Genomic DNA, 20,614 nt, shown 5'->3' on the forward strand with positions numbered 1-20,614 from the left:
CGGGTTCGCACTCTATCGAGACGAATCCGCTGGCCATCGTTCGAGTCACATGCAACCAATGGCATGACACGATGAACCTTCACGAATATCAGGGCAAACAACTGTTTGCCGACTATGGTCTGCCGGTGTCCAAGGGCTTCGCCGTGGACACTCCCGAAGAAGCCGCTACCGCGTGCAAGAAGATCGGCGGTGACAAATGGGTCGTCAAGGCCCAGGTCCACGCCGGTGGCCGTGGCAAGGCCGGCGGCGTCAAGCTGATCAAGAGCCCCGACGAGGCCAAGGCCTTCGCCGAACAGTGGCTGGGCAAGAACCTGGTGACCTACCAGACCGACGAAAAGGGCCAGCCGGTCGCCAAGATTCTGGTCGAGAATCTCACCGACATCGCCACTGAGTTGTATCTGGGCGCGGTGGTCGATCGCGCTACGCGTCGCGTGGTGTTCATGGCCTCCACCGAAGGCGGCGTGGAAATCGAGAAGGTCGCCGAGGAAACCCCCGAGAAGATCCTCAAGGCCGAGATCGATCCGCTGACCGGCGCGCAGCCATACCAGGCGCGCGAGCTGGCTTTCGCGCTGGGCCTGAAAGGCGATCAGATCAAGCAGTTCACCAAGATTTTCCTGGGCCTTTCCAAGCTGTTCCACGACAAGGATCTGGCGCTGCTCGAAGTCAATCCGCTGGTGATCACCGAGCAGGGTAACCTGCACTGTCTCGATGCCAAGATCGGCCTCGACGGCAACGCACTGTATCGCCACCCTGACCTGCAGGCGATGCGTGATCCGTCCCAGGAAGACGAGCGCGAAGCCAATGCCCAGAAATGGGAGCTCAACTACGTCGCGCTGGAAGGCAACATCGGCTGCATGGTCAATGGCGCGGGTCTGGCCATGGGCACCATGGACATCATCAAGTTGAACGGCGGCCAGCCGGCCAACTTCCTCGATGTCGGCGGCGGCGCCACCAAGGAGCGTGTCGCGGAAGCCTTCAAGATCATTCTCTCCGACGACTCCGTGAAGGCCGTGCTGGTCAACATCTTCGGCGGTATCGTGCGCTGCGACATGATCGCCGAGGGCATCATCGGCGCGGTGGAGCAGGTCGGCGTCAATGTGCCGGTCGTGGTCCGTCTGGAAGGCAACAACGCCGAGCAGGGCGCCGAAAAACTGGCGTCCAGCGGCCTGAACATCATCGCGGCTACCAGCTTGACCGACGCGGCACAGCAGGTGGTTAAAGCGGCGGAGGGCAAGTAATGAGTATCCTGATTGACAAGAACACCAAGGTCATCTGCCAGGGCTTCACCGGTAGCCAGGGGACCTTCCATTCCGAACAGGCGATCGACTACGGCACCCAGATGGTCGGTGGCGTAACGCCGGGCAAGGGCGGCCAGGAGCATCTCGGCCTGCCGGTGTTCAATACCGTCAAGGAAGCCATCGACAAGACTGGCGCCGAGGCCTCGGTCATTTACGTGCCGGCGCCGTTCTGCAAGGACTCGATTCTCGAGGCCGCCAATGCCGGCATCAAGTTGATCGTGTGCATCACCGAAGGCATTCCGACGCTGGACATGCTCGACGCCAAGGTCAAGTGCGATGAGCTGGGCGTGCGCCTGGTTGGTCCTAACTGCCCCGGTGTGATCACGCCGGGTGAGAGCAAGATCGGCATCATGCCGGGCCATATCCATCAGCCGGGCCGCGTCGGCATCGTGTCACGTTCCGGCACCCTGACCTACGAAGCGGTCAAGCAGACCACCGATCACGGCTTCGGCCAATCCACCTGCGTGGGTATCGGCGGCGACCCGATTCCGGGCTCCACCTTCATCGACATCCTGGAGCTGTTCGAGAAGGATCCGAAGACCGAAGCCATCGTGATGATCGGCGAGATTGGCGGCACCGCCGAGGAAGAGGCGGCCGAGTACATCAAGCAGCACGTCTCCAAACCGGTGGTTTCCTACATCGCCGGTGTTACCGCACCGGCCGGTAAGCGCATGGGCCATGCCGGCGCGATTATCGCCGGTGGCAAGGGTACCGCGGATGAGAAATTCGCCGCCCTCGAAGCGGCGGGCGTCAGGACCGTACGCTCTCTCGCCGAGATTGGCGACGCACTGAAGGATGTCACAGGCTGGTAATCAGCTCCTGAGGCCTTCATCCAGCGCATAAGGGCACCTTTGGGTGCCTTTTTTTCGTTCTGGGTGTCGGGTGACTTCGGGTAATGCGCTCATGACGTCTGATTGCTGGCGCTATCGGGTGCCACCGACCCGACCACGCTTCATGCGTGAAGAGCAATCAATCACTGCTCCGTCTCTTTATTAGTACTTGAAACACCCATCTCAATAAATAACTTAGTCGTTCTAATACTGATATTCGTTGTGAAGACATTTCCGGTTAATAATTAATTACTAGAGCTGTTAATACTTGGCATTAGATTAGTGATTAAAGTTTACTATTACATAAATTAACCATGAAAACCTCTTTAAAAAATCCTAGCATGGACTAAAGTAATAGCATTCGTGTACTTTTGTTTACTTTCTTTAATTCATGGTAACAATAGGGTGTTTGTAGATAACCCTATGAAAAAAATAGTTTTTTATGGCCTCGGGGGATGCCGATTGATAACCGCCGGGGCGGTAGCGTGGAAAAATTCCATTATAAAGGCAGGCTTTGATAAAGCCGAGTCTCGTTGTGTTTCACTGCATGAAAATAGAATAAAGCGTCAATAAATATCATGAGTGTAAGTATGAAAAGACAACATTCCCTTATATGTCCGAACTATCTGTTAGGCGAACCTAAAGAATGGACTCTGATAAATTCTCATAGATCGAAGCAGGGGTACAATAATATGATTCCAAGACTCACTAATCTTCGGCTGCGCTGGAGCCTGCCGCTGATAGGCATGGCAATGGTTGTGGGACTCTCCGCCTGTGCCGTTCCAGGAGGGCATATCGACTATGAGACCGGTGCGGACCCTCTTCGCGATGCCGTCACGGTAAAGCCTATTACCATTGATCTGGTCAAGTCGATGAGTGATATTCCGCGCCCCGAAGCCGCTTCATTAGCGTCTGTCAGTAGCACAATGCACGACGCACCGACCGACTACAATTATCGCATTGGCCGCGGTGATGTGCTGAGTGTCATTGTCTACGACCATCCTGAACTAACGATTCCTGCAGGTAGTGAGCGCAGTGCTGCGGAATCTGGCAATGTCGTTCACTCGGATGGAACCATCTTTTACCCCTACGTTGGCAAGGTGGATGTTGCCGGACGAACGGTACGTGATGTAAGGGACGAGATTCAGCGACGCCTGGCAGATTTTATTGCCGAACCTCAAGTCGAGGTTAGAGTGGCGGCATTCAATGCTCAGAAGGCTTATGTCACCGGCCAGGTTACCGATCCCGGTTCCCTCCCGATAACCAATGTGCCGATGCATGTACTCGATGCGCTCAGCGCTGCCGGTGGTCTGAGTGAAACGGCAAACTGGCATAACGTGATATTGACCCGTAACGGGCAAGACACGCACTTATCGGTTTTCGATATGCTCGCTAACGGAGACATGGAGCAGAACGTGTTGCTGCAGGATGGCGACGTGCTGCATGTGCTGGATATCGGCAATGAACAGGTCTACGTGATGGGCGAGGTCAACGCGCCCTCCGCCATTGCCATGGCCAACAGCCGGCTATCGCTGACCAACGTTATCGCGCAAGCGGGTGGTATTCGTGAAGGCAGCGCCAATGCATCGGGGATTTTCGTGATTCGTCGTAATCCCGAGCCCAGTGATACCTACGCCACGGTCTATCAATTGAATGCCGATAATGCAGCCGCCTTCGTGCTCGGGTCGCAGTTCATGCTCGAGCCTACCGATGTCATCTATGTGACTGCCGCACCGCTGGCCCGCTGGAACCGTGTCCTCGACCAGTTGCTACCGTCGCTGACTACGATCTACCAGGCCACGGAAATTCAAGAAAACTTTGAATAATGCAGTTTTCCCATCTCCTTATCGTCTGCACGGGTAATGTCTGCCGCAGCCCGGTGGCGGGGGCCCTACTCAGGGCCCGCCTGCCACATCTCACCATTGAGTCAGCCGGGTTGAGCGCGCTCGTTGGTCAAGGCGTCGAACCCCTGGCCACAGCGTTGGCCGAGGGAGAGGGGTTGGATGTAAGCCAGCATCGGGCGCGGCAGATCACCCAGGAAATGATTCAACAGGCTGATCTAGTGTTGGTTATGAGTGAAGGGCAGCGCCTTGCCATGGCCAAGTTAGCACCGGCAGCCATTGGCAAGACCCTTCTATTCGGGCGTTGGCTGGATGATGGAGGAAAGGGTGAAGAGATACCCGATCCTTATCACAAGAGCCGCGAGGCCTTCGGACACGTTCATCGTCAGCTTGTGCGTGCCGCTGATGCCTGGCAAAGCAGACTTGGTTAATACCTTTCTCGCTTTATTCCGCTTTCGTTTTTTCTGCTTCAGGTATTTCCATGACCCAGAATCAGTTTGTATTCCGTGCCACTCAGAATAGCGAAGAAATCGACTTCGGCCGTCTGTTCGGGGTGCTGATCGACCATAAATGGCTGATCGCCAGCATTACCGCGCTGTTCATCATCGCCGGGGTCATATATGCCTTTCTGGCCACGCCGATTTACCGCGCCGATGCCTTGGTGCAGGTCGAAAATGCCGCACCATCGAACCCACTTGCTGAAGTTAACAGCTTATTAGGGCAGGAACCGCCCTCTCAAGCGGAAATCGAGATCATCGGTTCACGTATGGTTCTCGGTCGGACAGTGGATATCCTCAATCTCGACCTGGAAGTCGAGCCGGTAAGATTGCCTATTATCGGTGAATTCCTGACCCGTAGTGGCGTTGAGCGTCCTGACTCTGCTATCGATAGTTTTTTCCAACGTATCGGGATGGAGCGCCCGGCCTTCATGACAGACTGGGACTACACCTGGGCCGGCGAGACGATCGACGTGGCGACCATGCCGGTCGCTGATGCCTATCTGGGGACAACCTTTACGCTTGAGGTGCTCGACGACCAGCGCTATGCACTGCGTTACGATGGTAAAACCCTCGGCATGGGTAGCGTGGGCTCGGCGGTAGAGTTCCTGGGAGGGGATGTCAGCTTGACGGTTGAGTCGATCAACGCATCGCCCGGGGCGACATTTACCCTTTCGCATATCCAGCGCTTGGTGGCAATCGCTGACGTTAGGAAAAGCTTGATAATCACGGAGCAGGGCGAGGCAACCGGCATTCTCAACCTGGGCCTGACCCATTCCGAGCCATCGCTTGCCGAAACCACGCTGAGAACCATCACCGATATTTATGTGGCGCAGAATATTCAACGCCAATCGGAAGAAGCGCGCAAGAGCCTGGAATTTCTCAGCCAACAGGTGCCTTCCATACGTGAAAGCTTGCGACAGGCAGAAGGCCGGTTAAATGCCTACCGAACTGAACGCGATAGTGTCGATCTCTCCCTGGAAACCCAGTCCGTGCTCGAACGGCTGGTTAACCTGGAAGCCCAGCTCAACGAGCTGGAGTTCGCCGAGGCAGAAATCTCCCGGCGCTTTACGCCAAGCCACCCTACCTATGCGGCACTGCTGGAAAAGATGGCCCAGTTGGAGAACGAGCGGGCCGAATTGGAAGAAGAAATCAACAACCTGCCTGAAACCCAGCAGGAAATTTTACGCCTACAACGCGACGTTTCGGTGACTCAGGAAATCTACGTACAGTTGCGCAATAAAGTACAAGAAATGCAGATTGCGGAAGCCAGTACGGTGGGTAATGTGCGTGTGCTGGACAAGGCCCAGGTTTTCCCGCAGTCCGTGGAACCCAATAAAAAATTGATTGTAGTATTGGCCGCTCTGCTAGGCGGAATGGTTGCCGTGGGGTTGGTGATGATGCGGGCCATGCTCAATCCGGGTGTAGAAACCCCGGATCAACTCGAGCGACTTGGATTGCCCGTGTATGCCACCGTGCCGCTTGCCGAAGAACAGGACAAACTCAATCGTCGTATGAAGCATAGCGGGGCCAGCCGGGGGCAACCCCATATCGTCGGCCTGCTGGCAAAGCGCAATCCCGCCAATATTTCCATCGAGGCGGTGCGTGGGCTACGTACCAGCTTGCATTTCGCCATGCTGGAAGGTGATGACAATCGCCTGATGATCACCGGCCCGAGCCCCGGGGTCGGCAAGAGTTTCATCACGGTCAATCTGGCTGCAGTGTGTTCCCAGGCCGGTCAGCGGGTGTTGGTTATCGATGGCGATATGCGCAAGGGAAACATTCATAGAGTGTTTGGCGAACCCTCCGAAGGCGGGCTCAGTGAAATACTGGCCGGACGCCAGACATTTGAAGAGATGATTCGTGACGTCAAAGGTATGGATAACCTGCATTACCTTTCACGAGGCGTAGCGCCACCGAACCCTTCGGAGCTACTGGTAACCTCACGGTTTACGGAACTGCTCGATGCCGTAAGTCAGTACTATGACCTGGTGATTATCGATACGCCCCCCGTTCTCGCCGTAACAGATGCCGCCATTATCGGTAAGCAGGTGAGTACTTCACTGATGGTCGCACGCTTCCAGCACAATCCACCCAAGGAGATCGACCTTGCCATGCGCCGCCTTGAAACTGGGGGGGTGACGGTCAAGGGTGCGGTTCTTAACGCACTGGAGCGCAAGGCCGCCACAGCATATGGCTACGGTTACTACAACTATTCGTACAAGTAGATGTGATATAGGTGGAGCGAAAAAGCTTTGCTTAGCGTGATGCTAATTCTAGCTTCAGTTGAGAGTATGGGACAGAATTAAGGAATTGAAGCCTCAGTTTGGTTAGCTCGTTTATTCAGGAAGTACTAAAAATAACAAATATAGCCCTGTTATATTCTACGCAGTTAGGTAGTTTAAAAAAATATTTGCGTCAGCTTATATAATTTTATTATTTATACGGGGTTAAGAAATGCTTATTATTCATGTGGGTGCCCATAAGACGGGCACTACTACGATTCAAAATTTTTTGAAGAAAGAGCCCGTGATTTTGAAAAATAGCTCGATCAATTATATTGATATCTATAAAGATGTTGGGGCTGGGTTGGTCTCGAAATTACAACCAGAGGATGATTTGTATCTGAAAATGAGAGTGTTGTATTCTGTTAGAGATAAGATCGATAGAAATTATGAAGATGATAAAGTAAATATAATCAGCAGCGAGTCGTTTTTCGGTGATTTTTACCAAGCCTATAAAAATCAAAAATATATTTATTCCATTTTAAGCGAGGTTTTTTCTGGGTATTCTTTGAGAGTTGCTTACTTGGAAAGGGATATTTCAGATTTTTTCACTTCGCTATATATTCAATCGGTACAGCAAGGGAGGTGTTGGAGTGAAAAAAAATATTTTGAGCTAACTGGCATAAATAATTTTTCATGGGATGAAGCATATACGAATGCTATTAGTTGTTTTGGGGAAGATAGAGTTATTAGAATAAAAATGGAAGATGCCTCTAGGCATGAATATGGCTTGATAGGTGGTTTTTTTAAGGAAATAGGTTGTGAGCTTAACTCTTCCATGATCGAAAGTAATGAAGAATTAAAAAAGTATAATAAAAATATTAGTTATGGTAGAAAAGAAGTGATGCTTGCAAGGGTTTTTAATAAGTTAACCTTTTCAAAATTTAATAAATACATCCGAATACTTTTGGCGCGCCTAACCTTGGCTACGAATAGCAAAAAATATCTATCTAAACTATAGGATAGCAATCTTGGCATTATTAGTCATAAGTGATTTTATAAATGTCTTTACCCTAAAGCCTTACGAATGAATTGGTGCGCAACAGATGGCTATGCGGAATGCATTCTTCTGCTTTCCTGTAAAGTCGATTATTATTAACACAACAAACCTTTAAAGGAATGCTCGATGAGGTTAAATTTGTTTGTAGTCGAGTCACCTCTTCAAGCTTTATCCGCTTGTGAAGCTAAAGATAGTTTATGTGCCGAAGACAAAAATATTATACTTGTAAAGCTTTGGGGGGGGGAGCGTAGAGAAAATGATGAGCAAATAAAAAAAGTCGTAGGGGTGTCTGAATGGGAAGAAGTTATATTTTTCAGCACTTATTCAAAATTTTCTGTCGGTATGCATGTTAGAATAATTAAAAATATAGCTAAAATTTCTCGAAAATTTAAAGGGAAGATATGTAATATTTTTATAGGTGATTTTTATAGTGTCTGGATGCACTATTTGAAGTGCGCGATCCGTTCGGACAAAATTTTCTTGCTGGATGACGGTAATAGTACTATTGCTGCCTATAACGATTCAATATCCAGGAATATTAATTGGCCAAAAAAGGACAGAGGCCATATAAGGCAATGCCTTCATGATTTTATATATTCCTATTTTTATAATAAAAAATACGCCGAAAAGAAAATTATTGTTTTTAGTAGCTTTCATTTGTGCGATTATAGTCCGTTTGTAATAAAGAACGAATATATAGAGCTGAAAAAAAGAATGAGTGAAAAGATTGTTGATGAGAAAGAGGTTTACTACTTTGGCGCAAAATACAGCGAAGTTGGGGTAATGTGCAGAAAGGATGAATTGGCTTTTCTTGGTAAGGTGGTCAGGTATTATGAAAATCTTGGAAAAATATTTATCTATATTCCTCATAGAGATGAGGAAGGCAGTAAGGTGGCCGCTATAAAAAAGCTGGGGAACGTTTCTGTTAAAAACCTCAACATGCCGGCTGAGCTTTATTTGGTATTAAATGAAAAAGTTCCATTGAATATAGGTGGGGCTTACACTAGCGTCTTGCAAAATGTAAAAGTGATGTTCGACTGCTTTTCAATATTATCCTTTCGAATTCCACACTCAATATTACTTGAAAAGCGCCGAGGAAAAGTAATTGAGGTATATGCAAACTATTCAAAGTCTGGCATTGATGTAATTGATTTGACCGAGTTAAATGTTAACTGATATTTATCAAAGCTCGCTTAATGCGCGTGTTGTATGGCTAGGAATTGGTCTTCGCTAGAAAACTAGTGATAATCCAAGGGCGATAAGTAATTGTGCTTCTTGCGTCCGAGTGTATCTTTAATTCTCGTCAGTGACTATGGGAAATAATTTCACAGAAGATATTTTATGCCATATTATTTAATATATTTTTTATTATTTTGCTACTCAATTTACTCTATTTCAAAAAATCGAAATGGACAAATAGCAGGTGCTATATTTGCTCTATTATTAGCTCTACTGGCCTCGTTGAGATATGATACAGGAACTGATTTCAATGCATACCAAAGCATATGGAACACCACTAGGGCGCTAAATTTTTCATTTGTGACATATGAATATGTTGAACCAGGATTCCTGATGGTCAATAGCCTTTTAAAGGCAGTGTATAAAGGGGATTTTTTGTATTTCTCTTTTTATGCCTTCGCAACAATTATGTTTCTTTATGTTGGCCTTAAAAAACTTAAGATAAATTTAGTATTTGTGATGTTATTATATTATTGTTTGTTTTATTTTGCGTTTACCTTTAATGCGATGAGGCAAGCATTGGCTATGGCTATGTTTGTGTATTCGCTTAATTTTTTAATCAAAGGGAAAGTGAAAGAGTATTTCTTATTGAATATTCTAGCCATGTGTTTCCATGTAAGCTCTATTGTATATATATTCTTTGGAGCCATATGGTTTTTCGACATTAGTAAAAAACACTTTGTATTTTCTATATTTCTCCCTTTGATCACCCTTTTTATATATATTTCCGGCCTAGGTTATGAAGTTTTTAGCTTTTTCACTAGCGCGCTAGGAAAGCCTTCAACCTATCTAAGTGAGTGGAAAGAAGAAATATCTGTTAACCAGTGGGCTTCAAGAATAGTAATGCTCATTGCTATTTCTTTCTTTACATTAAAACATCAGGAAAATAAGCTTATATCCTCATTGGGATTCTTTTATATTATTGGCTTTTCTTTATATATCCTCTTCGCGGATGTGGCTATGCTAAGCTCAAGGCTAAACATGGCATTTAGAATTGTCGAAATTATTATAGCTGGGCTTTTGTTGATTGAGTATAGAACAATATCCAACAAATTCTTTGTTTTCCTTGTCTTTATGATCCCATACAGCATTCAGTTTCTTATTAACGCGTCGAATCCCGATAATCAATACATACTCAGATCAGCATTCTAGAAATATTTATCGCTATCCAGGCTACCTAAGGTTATCGCTGATTCCCTTTTTCATAGGACATGATCCATTGGACATCGAGGGCGCATTGCCCTTGTGCATATAATACTGTTAAGGAACCAGGTAATCCATATGGAAGTTGATATTTCTGTAGTAATACCAACGCATAATAGGTTGGAAGATTTGAAGAAATCGATTAGCAGTATTCTTAAGCAAACATTGCTGCCTAAGGAGATCATAATTATTGATGATGGTTCAATTCAGGAAGTAGAAGCTGATCTCTTTAACATCCCTGGGGAAAGAATTAAATTAAAGATTCTGAGAAATAAAATCTCAAAAGGAGCCTCTTACGCAAGAAACATGGGTATAAATGAAGCAGTAGGGAAATATATAGCATTTTTAGATGACGACGATGAATTTCTAGACAAAAAGTTAGAGCTCGTTTTAAGGGCCTTTAAAAAAACGGGAGTTGATGTTATATATCATCCAGCCATCGTTAATTATACTAAAGAAAATTTAAGATATATAACCAATCCAAAAGATAATATCTCTTTTACAGATTGCCTTATCGGTAATCAGCTTGGCGGCGCATCCATGGTAAGTGCCAAGAGGGACATGCTATTAAAATTGGGTGGGTTTGATACTAGTTTGCCTGCGCTCGAAGATTACGAAATGTGGATGCGTTTAGCTAAAGCAGGCGCCACATTTCATAAGCTAAGTGAACCTTTGGTAAGCTATCAAGTTACAACAGGAAAAGACTATCTTTCGGCATCCATGGAAAAATTTGTTAGTTCAAAAAAAATTATATATTCAAAATATAGATGGGAATGTTCGGCACTTTCACTTGGCGAACAAAAAACTATGGAAGAAGCAAATAAGAAGCATGAAGCATACAAGAATCTCTTGTCAGGAAAAAAAATGTCAGCTTCATGGCTGTATCTATCGGCATTTAAAGTACGTTTCAATGTTGAGCTATTGTTAGCATCGTTCTTCTCTTTTTTCGGGATAAGAGCCTTGATTTTATGCCAAAAGCTTAAAAGCAAGGTGTGACGGATTGGTTGGTAAATGAGTGTGCTAGCCATCTTATCATCTTCAACAGCATCCGGAGGCTGGGAGCAATATGGTTAAGGACTACATAATAAAATCTTTTGATTTCTTATCCGACGAGGCATTCGTTAAAATTGCTTTCTTTATAAAAAATTTTACTTGGCTAGATTTAAGTAATCCTAGGACATTTCCCGAGAAAATAAATTACATTAAAGTTAACAAGCACCAAGAGGCTTTAAGAAGGCTTGTTTCTGACAGAATATCAGTGCGCCGTTACGTTGAAAAAAAAACTAATGATTGCCGTTTGATTAGCGTCCTTTGGAGTGGCATTACCTTCGACGAAAAAACGTGGGAAGAGCTTCCTAAGAAATTCGTTATAAAAGCTACGCATGGCTCTAAAATGGTTAAGGTTGTTGATAAGGAAAAAGTCTGCTTTGAGGATATAGAGAAGGAGGTTAATGCATGGAAGTATGTTGATTATGCGAACAAAAGTCGTGAGTGGTACTACTCTAGTATTGAAAAAAAAATAATTGTAGAAGAGTTTATTGAAACAGATGATGGGTGTGTGCCTCCTGACTACAAATTTTTTTGCATTAATGGGAAGGTTTGCTTAATTCAAGTCGATATAGAAAGGTTTATCAATCACGAAAGAAATTTTTATACCGCCGACTTTGAATTGATGCCCATAACTTTGAATTATAATAGATCTGATAAATGTATCGAAAAACCTAGTTCACTAGAAAAAGCAATAGATGTTGCTGAGGGTCTTTCAGTGGACTTCGATTTTATAAGGGTGGATTTGTACTTGGTTGGAGAGAATGTCTATTTTGGAGAAATGACAAATATTCCTGATAGCGGCTTAGCACAATTCACTCCCAAACAGTTCAATTACAGCCTAGGCGAAAAACTTAATATTCGAGGGGAATAGTTTGGAAAAGCTATCAGTGCTTATGTCTGTTTATAATAAAGAGAATATTATTCATTTGCATGAATGCTTACTGAGCTTAGCAAGGCAAACTACGACTGCGGATGAGGTGGTGCTAGTAGAAGATGGTAAAATTAATTCCCAGTTGAATGAAACGATAGAAAAATTTAGGACGCTTCTTAACATTAAAAGTATTAAGATGACGCGGAATGTTGGGCTGGGAAAAGCTCTCCAAGAAGGTTTGTTGCATTGCACTTATGAACTTGTTGCCCGTATGGATGCGGATGATATAGCTTATCCAACTCGTTTTATGCAGCAAGTTGAGTTTATGAGCAGCCATGCCGATATATCTGTCTGTGGGGGGTGGATCAAAGAATTTTCTACAGATAAAGATTTCCCTCATGCTGAAAGGCGCTTGCCATGCACGATTAAAGAAGTGCGCACTTTTGCACGTCGACGTTGTCCGCTAAACCATATGACAGTTATGTTTAGAAAATCTCATATTCTGGCGGTTGGAGGTTATGCTGGACTCAAGAATTCTCAAGACTATCATTTATGGGGAAGGCTACTTGGCGCTGGTTATCATATTTCAAATATTCCAGATTATCTTGTGTTGGCAAGGGCCGGTGAAAATTTGTTTTCGCGACGTGGTGGTTGGAGATTTATAAATATCGAGTATCAATTGCAGCGTGAATTTGTGCGTTCTGGGTTTATTGGTTGGCCTCAAGCTATATATAACCTAGTATCTCGCATACCCGTCAGGCTAGCACCTACAACGGTTCGCAGATTTCTCTATCAAAAAATGTTTCGAAATTCTATATAGCACAGCCTTTTTCTACGAAAATAAGAAGGTGATATGCAATTTCTAATTACTGGTGTGGCTGGTTTCATTGGTCATGCGGTTGCAAGGAAATTAGCTAGTCAGGGCCACCAAATAATCGGTATAGATAACCTTAACGATTATTATGATGTATTGCTCAAGCAGGCCCGTCTTGAAAATCTTGCTTCTTATCCGAATTTTGTTTTTGTCCATCTCGATCTTGCTAATCGAGATGGAATGGCTGAATTATTCAATAAATATGATTTTGACAGAGTGATCCACTTGGCGGCACAAGCGGGAGTGCGTTATTCGTTGGAAAACCCCCATGTATATGCCGACTCAAATTTAGTGGGACACTTGAATGTTTTGGAAGGATGTCGTCAGCAGCAGATAGGGCACTTGGTTTATGCATCTTCCAGTTCGGTGTATGGCATGAATGCTAAGTTTCCTTTCTCTGTGACGGATAATGTCGATCATCCTGTAAGCCTCTACGCGGCAACGAAAAAGGCCAATGAGCTGATGTCGCATAGCTATTCACACTTATATAAAATTCCTACTACAGGATTGCGCTTTTTTACCGTGTATGGCCCTTGGGGGCGGCCAGATATGGCCATGTTCAAGTTCACTAAAAATGTGCTCGAAGGCAAGCCCATTGATGTATATAACCACGGTGAAATGTCACGAGATTTTACTTACATTGATGATATCGTTGAAAGTGTAGTACGCATTATGGAAGTTATTCCACAGTACCGCGAGAATCTGGCTTATATCAAGTCTACGCATAATGACAACAAAGCTCCACATGCGTTGTATAACATCGGCCATGGTAGTCCAGTGTGCCTTATGGATTTTATACATGCTTTGGAAAAAATTACTGGGAAAAAGGCAATATGTAATTATTTGCCTATGCAGCCGGGAGATGTTCAACGTACTTGGGCGGATACCGATGACCTGTATCAGGTAATAGGATACCAACCAAAATATGATGTTGAAGAGGGTGTGTATCACTTTGTCAACTGGTTTCGCAATTATTATCGCATTTAATGCGTTTTATTTTTAAAAACCAATAAGGAAAGTTTATGCGCATTACTATTTTTGGTACGGGTTACGTAGGCTTGGTGACTGGCGCTTGCCTTTCCGATGTGGGTCATAATGTATTGTGCATGGACGTTGATGAAGCCAAAGTGGCGCGCTTGCTCGATGGTGATATGCCAATTTTCGAACCGGGCTTGGAACACTTGGTCAAGCGTAACGTTGCTAATGGACGGCTGCGCTTTACTACCGATACTGCTAGCGCAGTCGCTTTTGGTACCTTGCAATTTATCGCAGTGGGTACACCACCCGACGAAGATGGCAGCGCTGATCTCCAATATGTGCTGGCCGTGGCAAGAGCTATTGGAGAACACATGAATGACTATAAGGTCATTGTTGATAAATCCACAGTTCCGGTGGGCACGGCCAACAATGTTCACGAGACAATCCGTCAAGTGTTAGCCAAGCGTGGGTGCGATCTGGACTTTAATGTTTGTTCCAACCCGGAATTTCTCAAAGAGGGTGCAGCCATTGAGGACTTTACCTACGGCGCACGTATCATCGTGGGCACCGAGTCCGAGCGAGCCAAGGAGTTGATGCGCGAGTGTTATGCGCCTTATAACCGTCACCATGAAAAACTGATGTTCATGGATGTGCGTAGTGCCGAGCTGACCAAATATGCCGCCAACGCTATGCTGGCGACCAAGATTAGCTTCATGAACGAGATCGCCAACCTGGCCGAGCGCTTGGGGGCGGATATCGAGGCTGTGCGTCATGGTATCGGTTCTGACCCGCGCATTGGTTATCACTTCATCTACCCTGGCTGTGGCTACGGAGGTTCCTGCTTCCCTAAGGACGTTCAGGCTTTAACGCGAACCGCTCAACAGGTTGGTTACGAGGCTGAATTATTGGCTTCCGTGGAAGCGGTCAATCAGCGACAAAAAGGCACCTTATTCAATAAGCTTGCCCAAGCCTTGAATAGAGACCTGACCGGTAAAACTATCGCTCTGTGGGGTTTGTCCTTCAAGCCCAACACTGATGACATGCGTGACGCACCCAGCCGAGACCTTATGGAATCGCTGTGGACTGCTGGCGCCAAGGTGCGGGCCTATGACCCAGAGGCGATGAACGAATGTCGTCGGATCTATGGGGATCGGGATGACCTGATACTAGTCAAATCCCGGGAGGATGCGGTACGAGGAGCCGATGCACTGGTCATCTGTACCGAATGGAAGGTATTCCGTAGCGTTGATTTTTACTGGTTGAAGCAGCAACTGGCGATACCAGTCGTCGTTGATGGGCGTAATTTATACGAACCATACGATGTCAAACAGGCAGGTCTACTGTACTTCGCGGTGGGGCGTGCTGATTCACTACAGAAGCCCGGCAAAAATTAAACGATACTTTATCTAGGTACAGTTGTTTACTGTTAGTTTGTTTGAAGTTTATTAATTGGCTTTTACTCTGCAGGTGATTTATATCCGCCTCCATATTATCTGCTCACAGCTTGGCTGAGTATTAATTACCGAAGAATGTTGCTTGTCTTTCTGAGTTAGTGGGAGATGGTATGAACCCGTCGCGCCGAGATTTTTTCCTAAAGACCCTCAGGGCTGGCGCTGTCTTCACGGTGGCAGACAATGCGTGGTCGTACAATTCCGATCCGGCTGTAAATGAGTTGACAACTGATGCTGCCAATAAGCACATACCGCTTACAATGGATCATGGCTTTAGCGATACTTTTTTTCCTATCAACATATCTAAAGCTAAAGTAAAGAGCTCAACGGGGAAGCAGACGCTGGCTATGGCGCTCGATAACCGAATGATTTATGTAGAAAGTATTTCTGATATGCTCTCGCTAGATACGGATACACTATTAAATCGACAACGGGTGAGCGTGAGAAGCTATCATGGCGGGACTAACGTTGGCGGTGGTACTTTTTATTGGGACTCAGCAAGCGATGATGCGAATAACGGTGGAACGGTCTTTAAAGTTGATGGGGCCGCAGGGCAGTGGAAGCGCGAATGGTCTGGCACAATCCTGGCAACTTGGTTCGGAGCTATACCCGACGCTGTTTCAACCGATCTACATAGCGGCACGGACAACTCATCTTATCAAATTGCTGCAGACGAAGCTGCTAATTTGGCAGGAGCTGCATGCGTTATTTGGCCACCAGGGCGTTATCGGTTTACGCAGCCCCTTCAACGAAAGGTGCCTCATTATGGAGAAGTGAAAAACGAGCACATAAGCTCCAGTGTTACTTTTATTTTTGATAATATACATAAAAAAACATGGTTGACATCGTGTGACGTAGGATCTAATCCTCAGCGTTCTCATGATATAATAAATATTAATTTCACATCCGCACAAGATAGAATTCACAAACTATTCGATGCCAATTTTTATTGCGGGAGAATTGAAAATTCTAGAATTAGCCATTTTGATATAGGGGTCGATGTGGATGGTGTTTATGTACGGATGAAAAACTTATATTTTTCATCAAATCGAATCGGAGTTTACCCAAGACCGCTAAGATGTTCTGGGAATCCGTCGACTATGTTTGACCTCGAAGGGTGTGTATTCCTAGGAAATGAAAAAGGCTTTGTTTATGAGAATAGGGGGTTAGGTGGGGAAGGGGCTAATGATAATGATCTATTAAGCTTGAGGTTAAAAAATTGTGGCTTTGAGCAAAATACAACAGGCCTTGAAATCACACAACGCATTTGGTATATGACTACCGAAAATTGTTGGTCAGAATCAAATTCTCTTTATGGCATAAATATACCACAGGCAGACTGGAATGACCTGAATAGCCGCTGGGATGATGAAATCATTAACCCTTCCGGTAATCGTGAATACTTTCGGGCTGTTGGTGGGACTGTAACTACTAGTATAAAAAAACAGCTCTTCAAGGGTAGGGAATGCGCATCAACGGGGTCCGCCGTATTAAATATTTTTAGGGATGGAAAGCTGGCTAGGCCGGACGGATTCCCTGCTACTGCTAGTATTCTTAACGATAACACTCTGCGCGTAATAGTTGATAAAGGCTATGATGTAATAAAACTTCCAGTTATAAAGTGTACGCCAATAAAGAGAAATGCTCACCTGTCATATAGTGTTGCATTTGAAAACGATTTTTCATTTGGTGAAGTAACTGGCTTTGGGACTATTAGCCGGTTCGATATTCGGGTCTTTGATCCGATGGATCCAACCATTTTTGTTATTCCCGACTGGTGGGTTATAGAAATAAGCTGGGATACGGTTAACTATGATCCTTAACAGTCATGTTGTGCATGAAGGTTAGTCGGTGTTAAATGGCCCCTTGATCTTTCCCAAGGTGTGCCATGTTCTGAGGTATACTTCGAAAAAGCCTTTGATGATACTGGTTGGCGCACCGAACAGCGGTTACCTATAGCTAGGGAGTTGAGGGAGACCAGTGAAAAGTTTCTGATACATTCGACATTAACAGATGCCGAGATCAAAAAGTTCTGTCAAGTGCTGAAAGAAGTGATGCAGATAGCGGCTGATTAGCATTTGTTTTTGCATTTAGTGACGGCAGTTGAAAAAGTTTTAAGAAATAAAAGCTAATAAGCGACGCTCTGATCTTGGATTTTTGGCCGTTATTGGAGGACGTATGATAAATAAAATTCCTGAATTTCTGTTATTATTCCAAGCCATGATTGGGGCCACCATATTCCTGCACTATAATAATTCTATTTGCTTAAGGAGTATAACGTATGTTCATGCCGATAAAGGCTGGTCCCGCTGTAAATAAGGTAAGGAGATCACTTCTTTGCATCGCTGAATTTTTCCCACTTCCAGAAGTGCATAGAATGCTCGTTTCTTCAGACGGTCTTGATCTCCTTCGGGTAAACCCTGCCGCTATATCTTGTTGCATAAAAAAAGGCGCAAAGAGAAGATTATTTGTATCAGGTGGGGATTGGGATATTAATGAGGTGGCCCCTATATCTGAAGTAAGATCGCTGGAATATTCTGCCGTGCATGACATATTTATAAAAGGTGTGAGTTATAAAAGGACAGTGCAGTATGCTAAAATGAAAAAAGCCGTTTCTTTGTATATTGATGGGGAAAATAAAAAGCCTTCTTCAATTGGAGCTTACTGGTGCAGGAGTTATGAAGATATAGATGAATATTTTAGAAAACTTGATAGAGCGTATGAAAGTATAAAAAAGGACGGTTACAAAACGCAAAAAGAAGTAAGTTTGAAAAACCCAGACGATTCACGAAGCTTAGCTGATGAAATACAAGTGTTAATAGGGAGGAGGGGCGGGTTGATACTTGGCTGTGGTGGAACGCATAGAATTCTAATCGCACAATCTTTAGGCTTGGAAAGGGTCTATGTAAGAGTGGCTGGAATACATGAAGCTTTCATAGGTAAAGACCGCAGAGCTAAAAAACTTCGGGATGAGGTAATAAGGAAAATAGAATCACTTAATGAATGAAATAACTAGCCATGTAAGTTTGGTATAAGTGAATTTTATGTGATTTATAAGTTTATATACGATCTTTCCCAATTGAGATTTGTAATGTAAAGGTTTTATGGAGTCGCTGATTAACACGCCCAAGTCTGCATAATTGCCAAGCACGTTTATTTCAGCAGACATCGGCTGCGGGGCAGTATCAGATAGCAACGTGAAAGCTAATATGCGGGGTCGGCCTTGAACTTTTATCGCCACAGGAGTATTTATGTTAAATAGAATGCCTGAGATTTCTGTTATTATTCCAACTTACCACGACTGGAACCGTCTAATACTTTGTATAGAGGCATTGGTAAAACAAAGAATCGAACGCAGTTCCTTTGAAGTTATTATTGTTAATAATGATCCTATTGATCAACCGCCTTCTGGGTTTGAGTTGCCGCCTGGATTTCAAATTATTGAGGAAAGCAAGCCAGGTTCATACGCGGCAAGGAATGCAGCTTTAAAAATTGCTCAGGGGGAAGTGATTGCCTTTACTGATGCTGATTGTATTCCTAAACCCGATTGGTTAGTAAGTGGCTTGAGATATTTAATGGATGGTGCTGATCGTGTTGCCGGACGGGTCGAGTTATTTTATAAAAATGACTGTCTCTCTTGGACTGAAATTTATGAGAAGGCATTCGCCTTTAAACAACATGAGTTTGCTGCTCAGGGTGTTTCAGCGACAGCGAATCTCATCACTTGGCGTAAAGTTTTAGATGAGGTGGGATATTTCAATGATAGTTTAATGTCTTGCGGTGATTTCGAATGGAATAAGCGGGCCACAGCAATGGGAAAATCTATGGTTTTTGGAGATTCTTGTACTGTATTGCACCCAGCTAGAGCAAATTTTCCCGATCTGAAAGTAAGATGTAAAAGAATTACTGGCGGGGTATATCGTAACCATGGAATTCGGTGGACTGCTGTGTTGAGGGCACCAATTCCGCCGGTGAATAAAGTGCTAGGACTTGCTCGTGATAATAACCTGGTAGCGAGAGAAAGGGCTATCGCTTTTATGGTTTATTACAATCTTAAATTTTACAAATTGTACTGTATTTTAAAATTTTGGCTCGGGATAGAAAACCCTAATAATTTTAAGCAATGAATTCAGTTCGTTGATAGATTGCAACGAAGAGGAATGTGGTGAACCGTTTTATTTGTAGAATCCCAATAGGTTTCTGTACTCACGATCACATTAAAATTCATGTAGAAAATTTTATTTGGGAGGAATGTATTAATGTTCCTAAAAAAAATCATTAATACGTATAGAACGTTTTCGGATGAAGATGCATTGTTGATTTATCAGATGGGAAAAGTTGGCTCTACAGCGCTTGAAAAATCCCTGCCGAATGCTATACACATACATACATTATATGGCACTTATTTGTGTGAATTTTACCATAAATTAAGATATAGGACGCTGATATCTAGGCTGAAATGTAGTGCTGTACAACAAGCCAAAAGAATTATTATAAAAAGACGAAATACAATAAAAATAATTACTCTGGTGAGGGAGCCTTTGAATAGGGATATTTCCCACTATTTCCAAGATATACAATATTGGCTGACACTTCACAATCTAAATGCAAAAGCGGATATAAGAGACGAAAATATAGATACCTTGGTAGATTGTTTCGAAAACACATATAATTTTGATTATGCTAAGAATTGGTTTGAAAATGAAATAAATAGATTTTGTAAAATTAGCGTAACCGATATTGAATTTGATAAAATCAGAGGCATTGGTTATCTAAACAAGGGTAAGTTTGAAATATTGGTTATAAGAATGGATAAGTTGGATAGTCTCGAAAATGAAATATCAAAATTCACTAATAAAAAAATAACCATGCGTAGGTTAAATGATGGTAGTAAAAAGTGGTATTCTGAGGCGTATAAAAACTTTCGGACGAGATATATTCCTAGTGACAATGTGTTAAATAAAGTGTTTTCTAGCTCTTGGTTGACTGCTTTCTTCTCTTCTGAAGATATAGAGAGTTGGAAAAAAGAGGCGACAGCTTCGAAAATCAAGGGTGACACCTGGCCATGATCATTCACTATTGAGCCGGTCCAGCATTCCTTGCGGATCTATATTCTGGTAAGTATGGAATCATGGAGGAATTCTAACTTTCTTATATAGCCTGATGTGGTGGGCTCCGGTTTAAGTGAGTTTCTGGC

17 protein-coding genes are annotated in these 20,614 nt (G+C 44.4%); all 17 read left to right on the plus strand.

All coding sequences use genetic code 11. The features are described 5' to 3' along the window. The first annotated feature begins 71 nt into the window (after nucleotides 1–71). The 17 genes from sucC (at nucleotide 72) to BLR92_RS00645 (ending at nucleotide 20,486) form a co-directional block, all read left to right on the plus strand. Nucleotides 72–1,238: an ADP-forming succinate--CoA ligase subunit beta gene (gene sucC / locus BLR92_RS00570; RefSeq protein ID WP_089724491.1), complete on the plus strand. Its 1,167-nt coding sequence runs from the start codon at nucleotides 72–74 to the stop codon at nucleotides 1,236–1,238. Then, complete coding sequence (gene sucD, locus BLR92_RS00575) at nucleotides 1,238–2,110, plus strand: succinate--CoA ligase subunit alpha (RefSeq protein ID WP_089724493.1); 873 nt, start codon at nucleotides 1,238–1,240, stop codon at nucleotides 2,108–2,110. The genes sucC and sucD overlap by 1 nt, the downstream gene beginning before the upstream one ends. Before the next feature lie 710 nt (nucleotides 2,111–2,820). Next, the gene (locus BLR92_RS00580) at nucleotides 2,821–3,954 is read left to right on the plus strand and encodes a polysaccharide export protein (protein WP_089724495.1); all 1,134 of its coding nucleotides are present in this window, start codon (nucleotides 2,821–2,823) and stop codon (nucleotides 3,952–3,954) included. Then, nucleotides 3,954–4,400, plus strand: coding sequence for a low molecular weight protein-tyrosine-phosphatase (locus BLR92_RS00585; protein WP_089724497.1), 447 nt, complete (start codon nucleotides 3,954–3,956; stop codon nucleotides 4,398–4,400). The genes BLR92_RS00580 and BLR92_RS00585 overlap by 1 nt, the downstream gene beginning before the upstream one ends. A gap of 50 nt (nucleotides 4,401–4,450) precedes the next feature. Beyond that, nucleotides 4,451–6,694, plus strand: a complete 2,244-nt coding sequence (locus BLR92_RS00590; RefSeq protein ID WP_089724499.1) for a polysaccharide biosynthesis tyrosine autokinase — start codon at nucleotides 4,451–4,453, stop codon at nucleotides 6,692–6,694. A gap of 229 nt (nucleotides 6,695–6,923) precedes the next feature. Further along, nucleotides 6,924–7,712, plus strand: a complete 789-nt coding sequence (locus BLR92_RS19495; protein WP_139171555.1) for a hypothetical protein — start codon at nucleotides 6,924–6,926, stop codon at nucleotides 7,710–7,712. Nucleotides 7,713–7,877: 165 nt separating this feature from the next. After that, the gene (locus BLR92_RS00595; RefSeq protein WP_089724501.1) at nucleotides 7,878–8,927 is read left to right on the plus strand and encodes a polysialyltransferase family glycosyltransferase; all 1,050 of its coding nucleotides are present in this window, start codon (nucleotides 7,878–7,880) and stop codon (nucleotides 8,925–8,927) included. 165 nt (nucleotides 8,928–9,092) lie between these two features. Further along, nucleotides 9,093–10,142, plus strand: coding sequence for an EpsG family protein (locus tag BLR92_RS00600; RefSeq protein ID WP_089724503.1), 1,050 nt, complete (start codon nucleotides 9,093–9,095; stop codon nucleotides 10,140–10,142). A 129-nt stretch (nucleotides 10,143–10,271) separates the two neighbouring features. Continuing rightward, complete coding sequence (locus tag BLR92_RS00605) at nucleotides 10,272–11,189, plus strand: glycosyltransferase family 2 protein (protein WP_089724504.1); 918 nt, start codon at nucleotides 10,272–10,274, stop codon at nucleotides 11,187–11,189. A 70-nt stretch (nucleotides 11,190–11,259) separates the two neighbouring features. Then, nucleotides 11,260–12,114: an ATP-grasp fold amidoligase family protein gene (locus tag BLR92_RS00610; RefSeq protein ID WP_089724506.1), complete on the plus strand. Its 855-nt coding sequence runs from the start codon at nucleotides 11,260–11,262 to the stop codon at nucleotides 12,112–12,114. Nucleotide 12,115: 1 nt separating this feature from the next. After that, complete coding sequence (locus BLR92_RS00615; protein WP_139171556.1) at nucleotides 12,116–12,934, plus strand: glycosyltransferase; 819 nt, start codon at nucleotides 12,116–12,118, stop codon at nucleotides 12,932–12,934. A 33-nt stretch (nucleotides 12,935–12,967) separates the two neighbouring features. After that, a complete protein-coding gene (locus BLR92_RS00620) occupies nucleotides 12,968–13,975 on the plus strand; it encodes an NAD-dependent epimerase (RefSeq protein ID WP_089724509.1) in 1,008 nt (335 codons plus the stop codon). A gap of 35 nt (nucleotides 13,976–14,010) precedes the next feature. Next, complete coding sequence (locus tag BLR92_RS00625) at nucleotides 14,011–15,360, plus strand: UDP-glucose dehydrogenase family protein (protein ID WP_089724511.1); 1,350 nt, start codon at nucleotides 14,011–14,013, stop codon at nucleotides 15,358–15,360. 170 nt (nucleotides 15,361–15,530) lie between these two features. Then, nucleotides 15,531–17,240, plus strand: a complete 1,710-nt coding sequence (locus BLR92_RS19500; RefSeq protein WP_139171557.1) for a hypothetical protein — start codon at nucleotides 15,531–15,533, stop codon at nucleotides 17,238–17,240. 458 nt (nucleotides 17,241–17,698) lie between these two features. Continuing rightward, nucleotides 17,699–18,424 (plus strand): hypothetical protein, encoded by a 726-nt coding sequence (locus BLR92_RS19505; RefSeq protein WP_139171558.1) that lies wholly within the window; start codon nucleotides 17,699–17,701, stop codon nucleotides 18,422–18,424. Nucleotides 18,425–18,668: 244 nt separating this feature from the next. After that, nucleotides 18,669–19,544: a glycosyltransferase family 2 protein gene (locus BLR92_RS00640; RefSeq protein WP_089724515.1), complete on the plus strand. Its 876-nt coding sequence runs from the start codon at nucleotides 18,669–18,671 to the stop codon at nucleotides 19,542–19,544. A gap of 132 nt (nucleotides 19,545–19,676) precedes the next feature. Next, nucleotides 19,677–20,486: a putative capsular polysaccharide synthesis family protein gene (locus tag BLR92_RS00645; RefSeq protein ID WP_089724517.1), complete on the plus strand. Its 810-nt coding sequence runs from the start codon at nucleotides 19,677–19,679 to the stop codon at nucleotides 20,484–20,486. The last annotated feature ends 128 nt before the right edge of the window (nucleotides 20,487–20,614 follow it).

Origin of the sequence: Modicisalibacter muralis, assembly GCF_900102945.1 — a bacterium.
Lineage (GTDB): Bacteria > Pseudomonadota > Gammaproteobacteria > Pseudomonadales > Halomonadaceae > Modicisalibacter > Modicisalibacter muralis.

What these genes read in the sequence shown, in the direction of transcription:
- sucC (WP_089724491.1), top strand. Translation starts at nt 72, where the DNA reads ATGAACCTTCACGAATATCAGGGCAAACAACTGTTTGCCGACTATGGT.
- sucD (WP_089724493.1), top strand. Translation starts at nt 1,238, where the DNA reads ATGAGTATCCTGATTGACAAGAACACCAAGGTCATCTGCCAGGGCTTC.
- BLR92_RS00580 (WP_089724495.1), top strand. Translation starts at nt 2,821, where the DNA reads ATGATTCCAAGACTCACTAATCTTCGGCTGCGCTGGAGCCTGCCGCTG.
- BLR92_RS00585 (WP_089724497.1), top strand. Translation starts at nt 3,954, where the DNA reads ATGCAGTTTTCCCATCTCCTTATCGTCTGCACGGGTAATGTCTGCCGC.
- BLR92_RS00590 (WP_089724499.1), top strand. Translation starts at nt 4,451, where the DNA reads ATGACCCAGAATCAGTTTGTATTCCGTGCCACTCAGAATAGCGAAGAA.
- BLR92_RS19495 (WP_139171555.1), top strand. Translation starts at nt 6,924, where the DNA reads ATGCTTATTATTCATGTGGGTGCCCATAAGACGGGCACTACTACGATT.
- BLR92_RS00595 (WP_089724501.1), top strand. Translation starts at nt 7,878, where the DNA reads ATGAGGTTAAATTTGTTTGTAGTCGAGTCACCTCTTCAAGCTTTATCC.
- BLR92_RS00600 (WP_089724503.1), top strand. Translation starts at nt 9,093, where the DNA reads ATGCCATATTATTTAATATATTTTTTATTATTTTGCTACTCAATTTAC.
- BLR92_RS00605 (WP_089724504.1), top strand. Translation starts at nt 10,272, where the DNA reads ATGGAAGTTGATATTTCTGTAGTAATACCAACGCATAATAGGTTGGAA.
- BLR92_RS00610 (WP_089724506.1), top strand. Translation starts at nt 11,260, where the DNA reads ATGGTTAAGGACTACATAATAAAATCTTTTGATTTCTTATCCGACGAG.
- BLR92_RS00620 (WP_089724509.1), top strand. Translation starts at nt 12,968, where the DNA reads ATGCAATTTCTAATTACTGGTGTGGCTGGTTTCATTGGTCATGCGGTT.
- BLR92_RS00625 (WP_089724511.1), top strand. Translation starts at nt 14,011, where the DNA reads ATGCGCATTACTATTTTTGGTACGGGTTACGTAGGCTTGGTGACTGGC.
- BLR92_RS19500 (WP_139171557.1), top strand. Translation starts at nt 15,531, where the DNA reads ATGAACCCGTCGCGCCGAGATTTTTTCCTAAAGACCCTCAGGGCTGGC.
- BLR92_RS19505 (WP_139171558.1), top strand. Translation starts at nt 17,699, where the DNA reads ATGTTCATGCCGATAAAGGCTGGTCCCGCTGTAAATAAGGTAAGGAGA.
- BLR92_RS00640 (WP_089724515.1), top strand. Translation starts at nt 18,669, where the DNA reads ATGTTAAATAGAATGCCTGAGATTTCTGTTATTATTCCAACTTACCAC.
- BLR92_RS00645 (WP_089724517.1), top strand. Translation starts at nt 19,677, where the DNA reads ATGTTCCTAAAAAAAATCATTAATACGTATAGAACGTTTTCGGATGAA.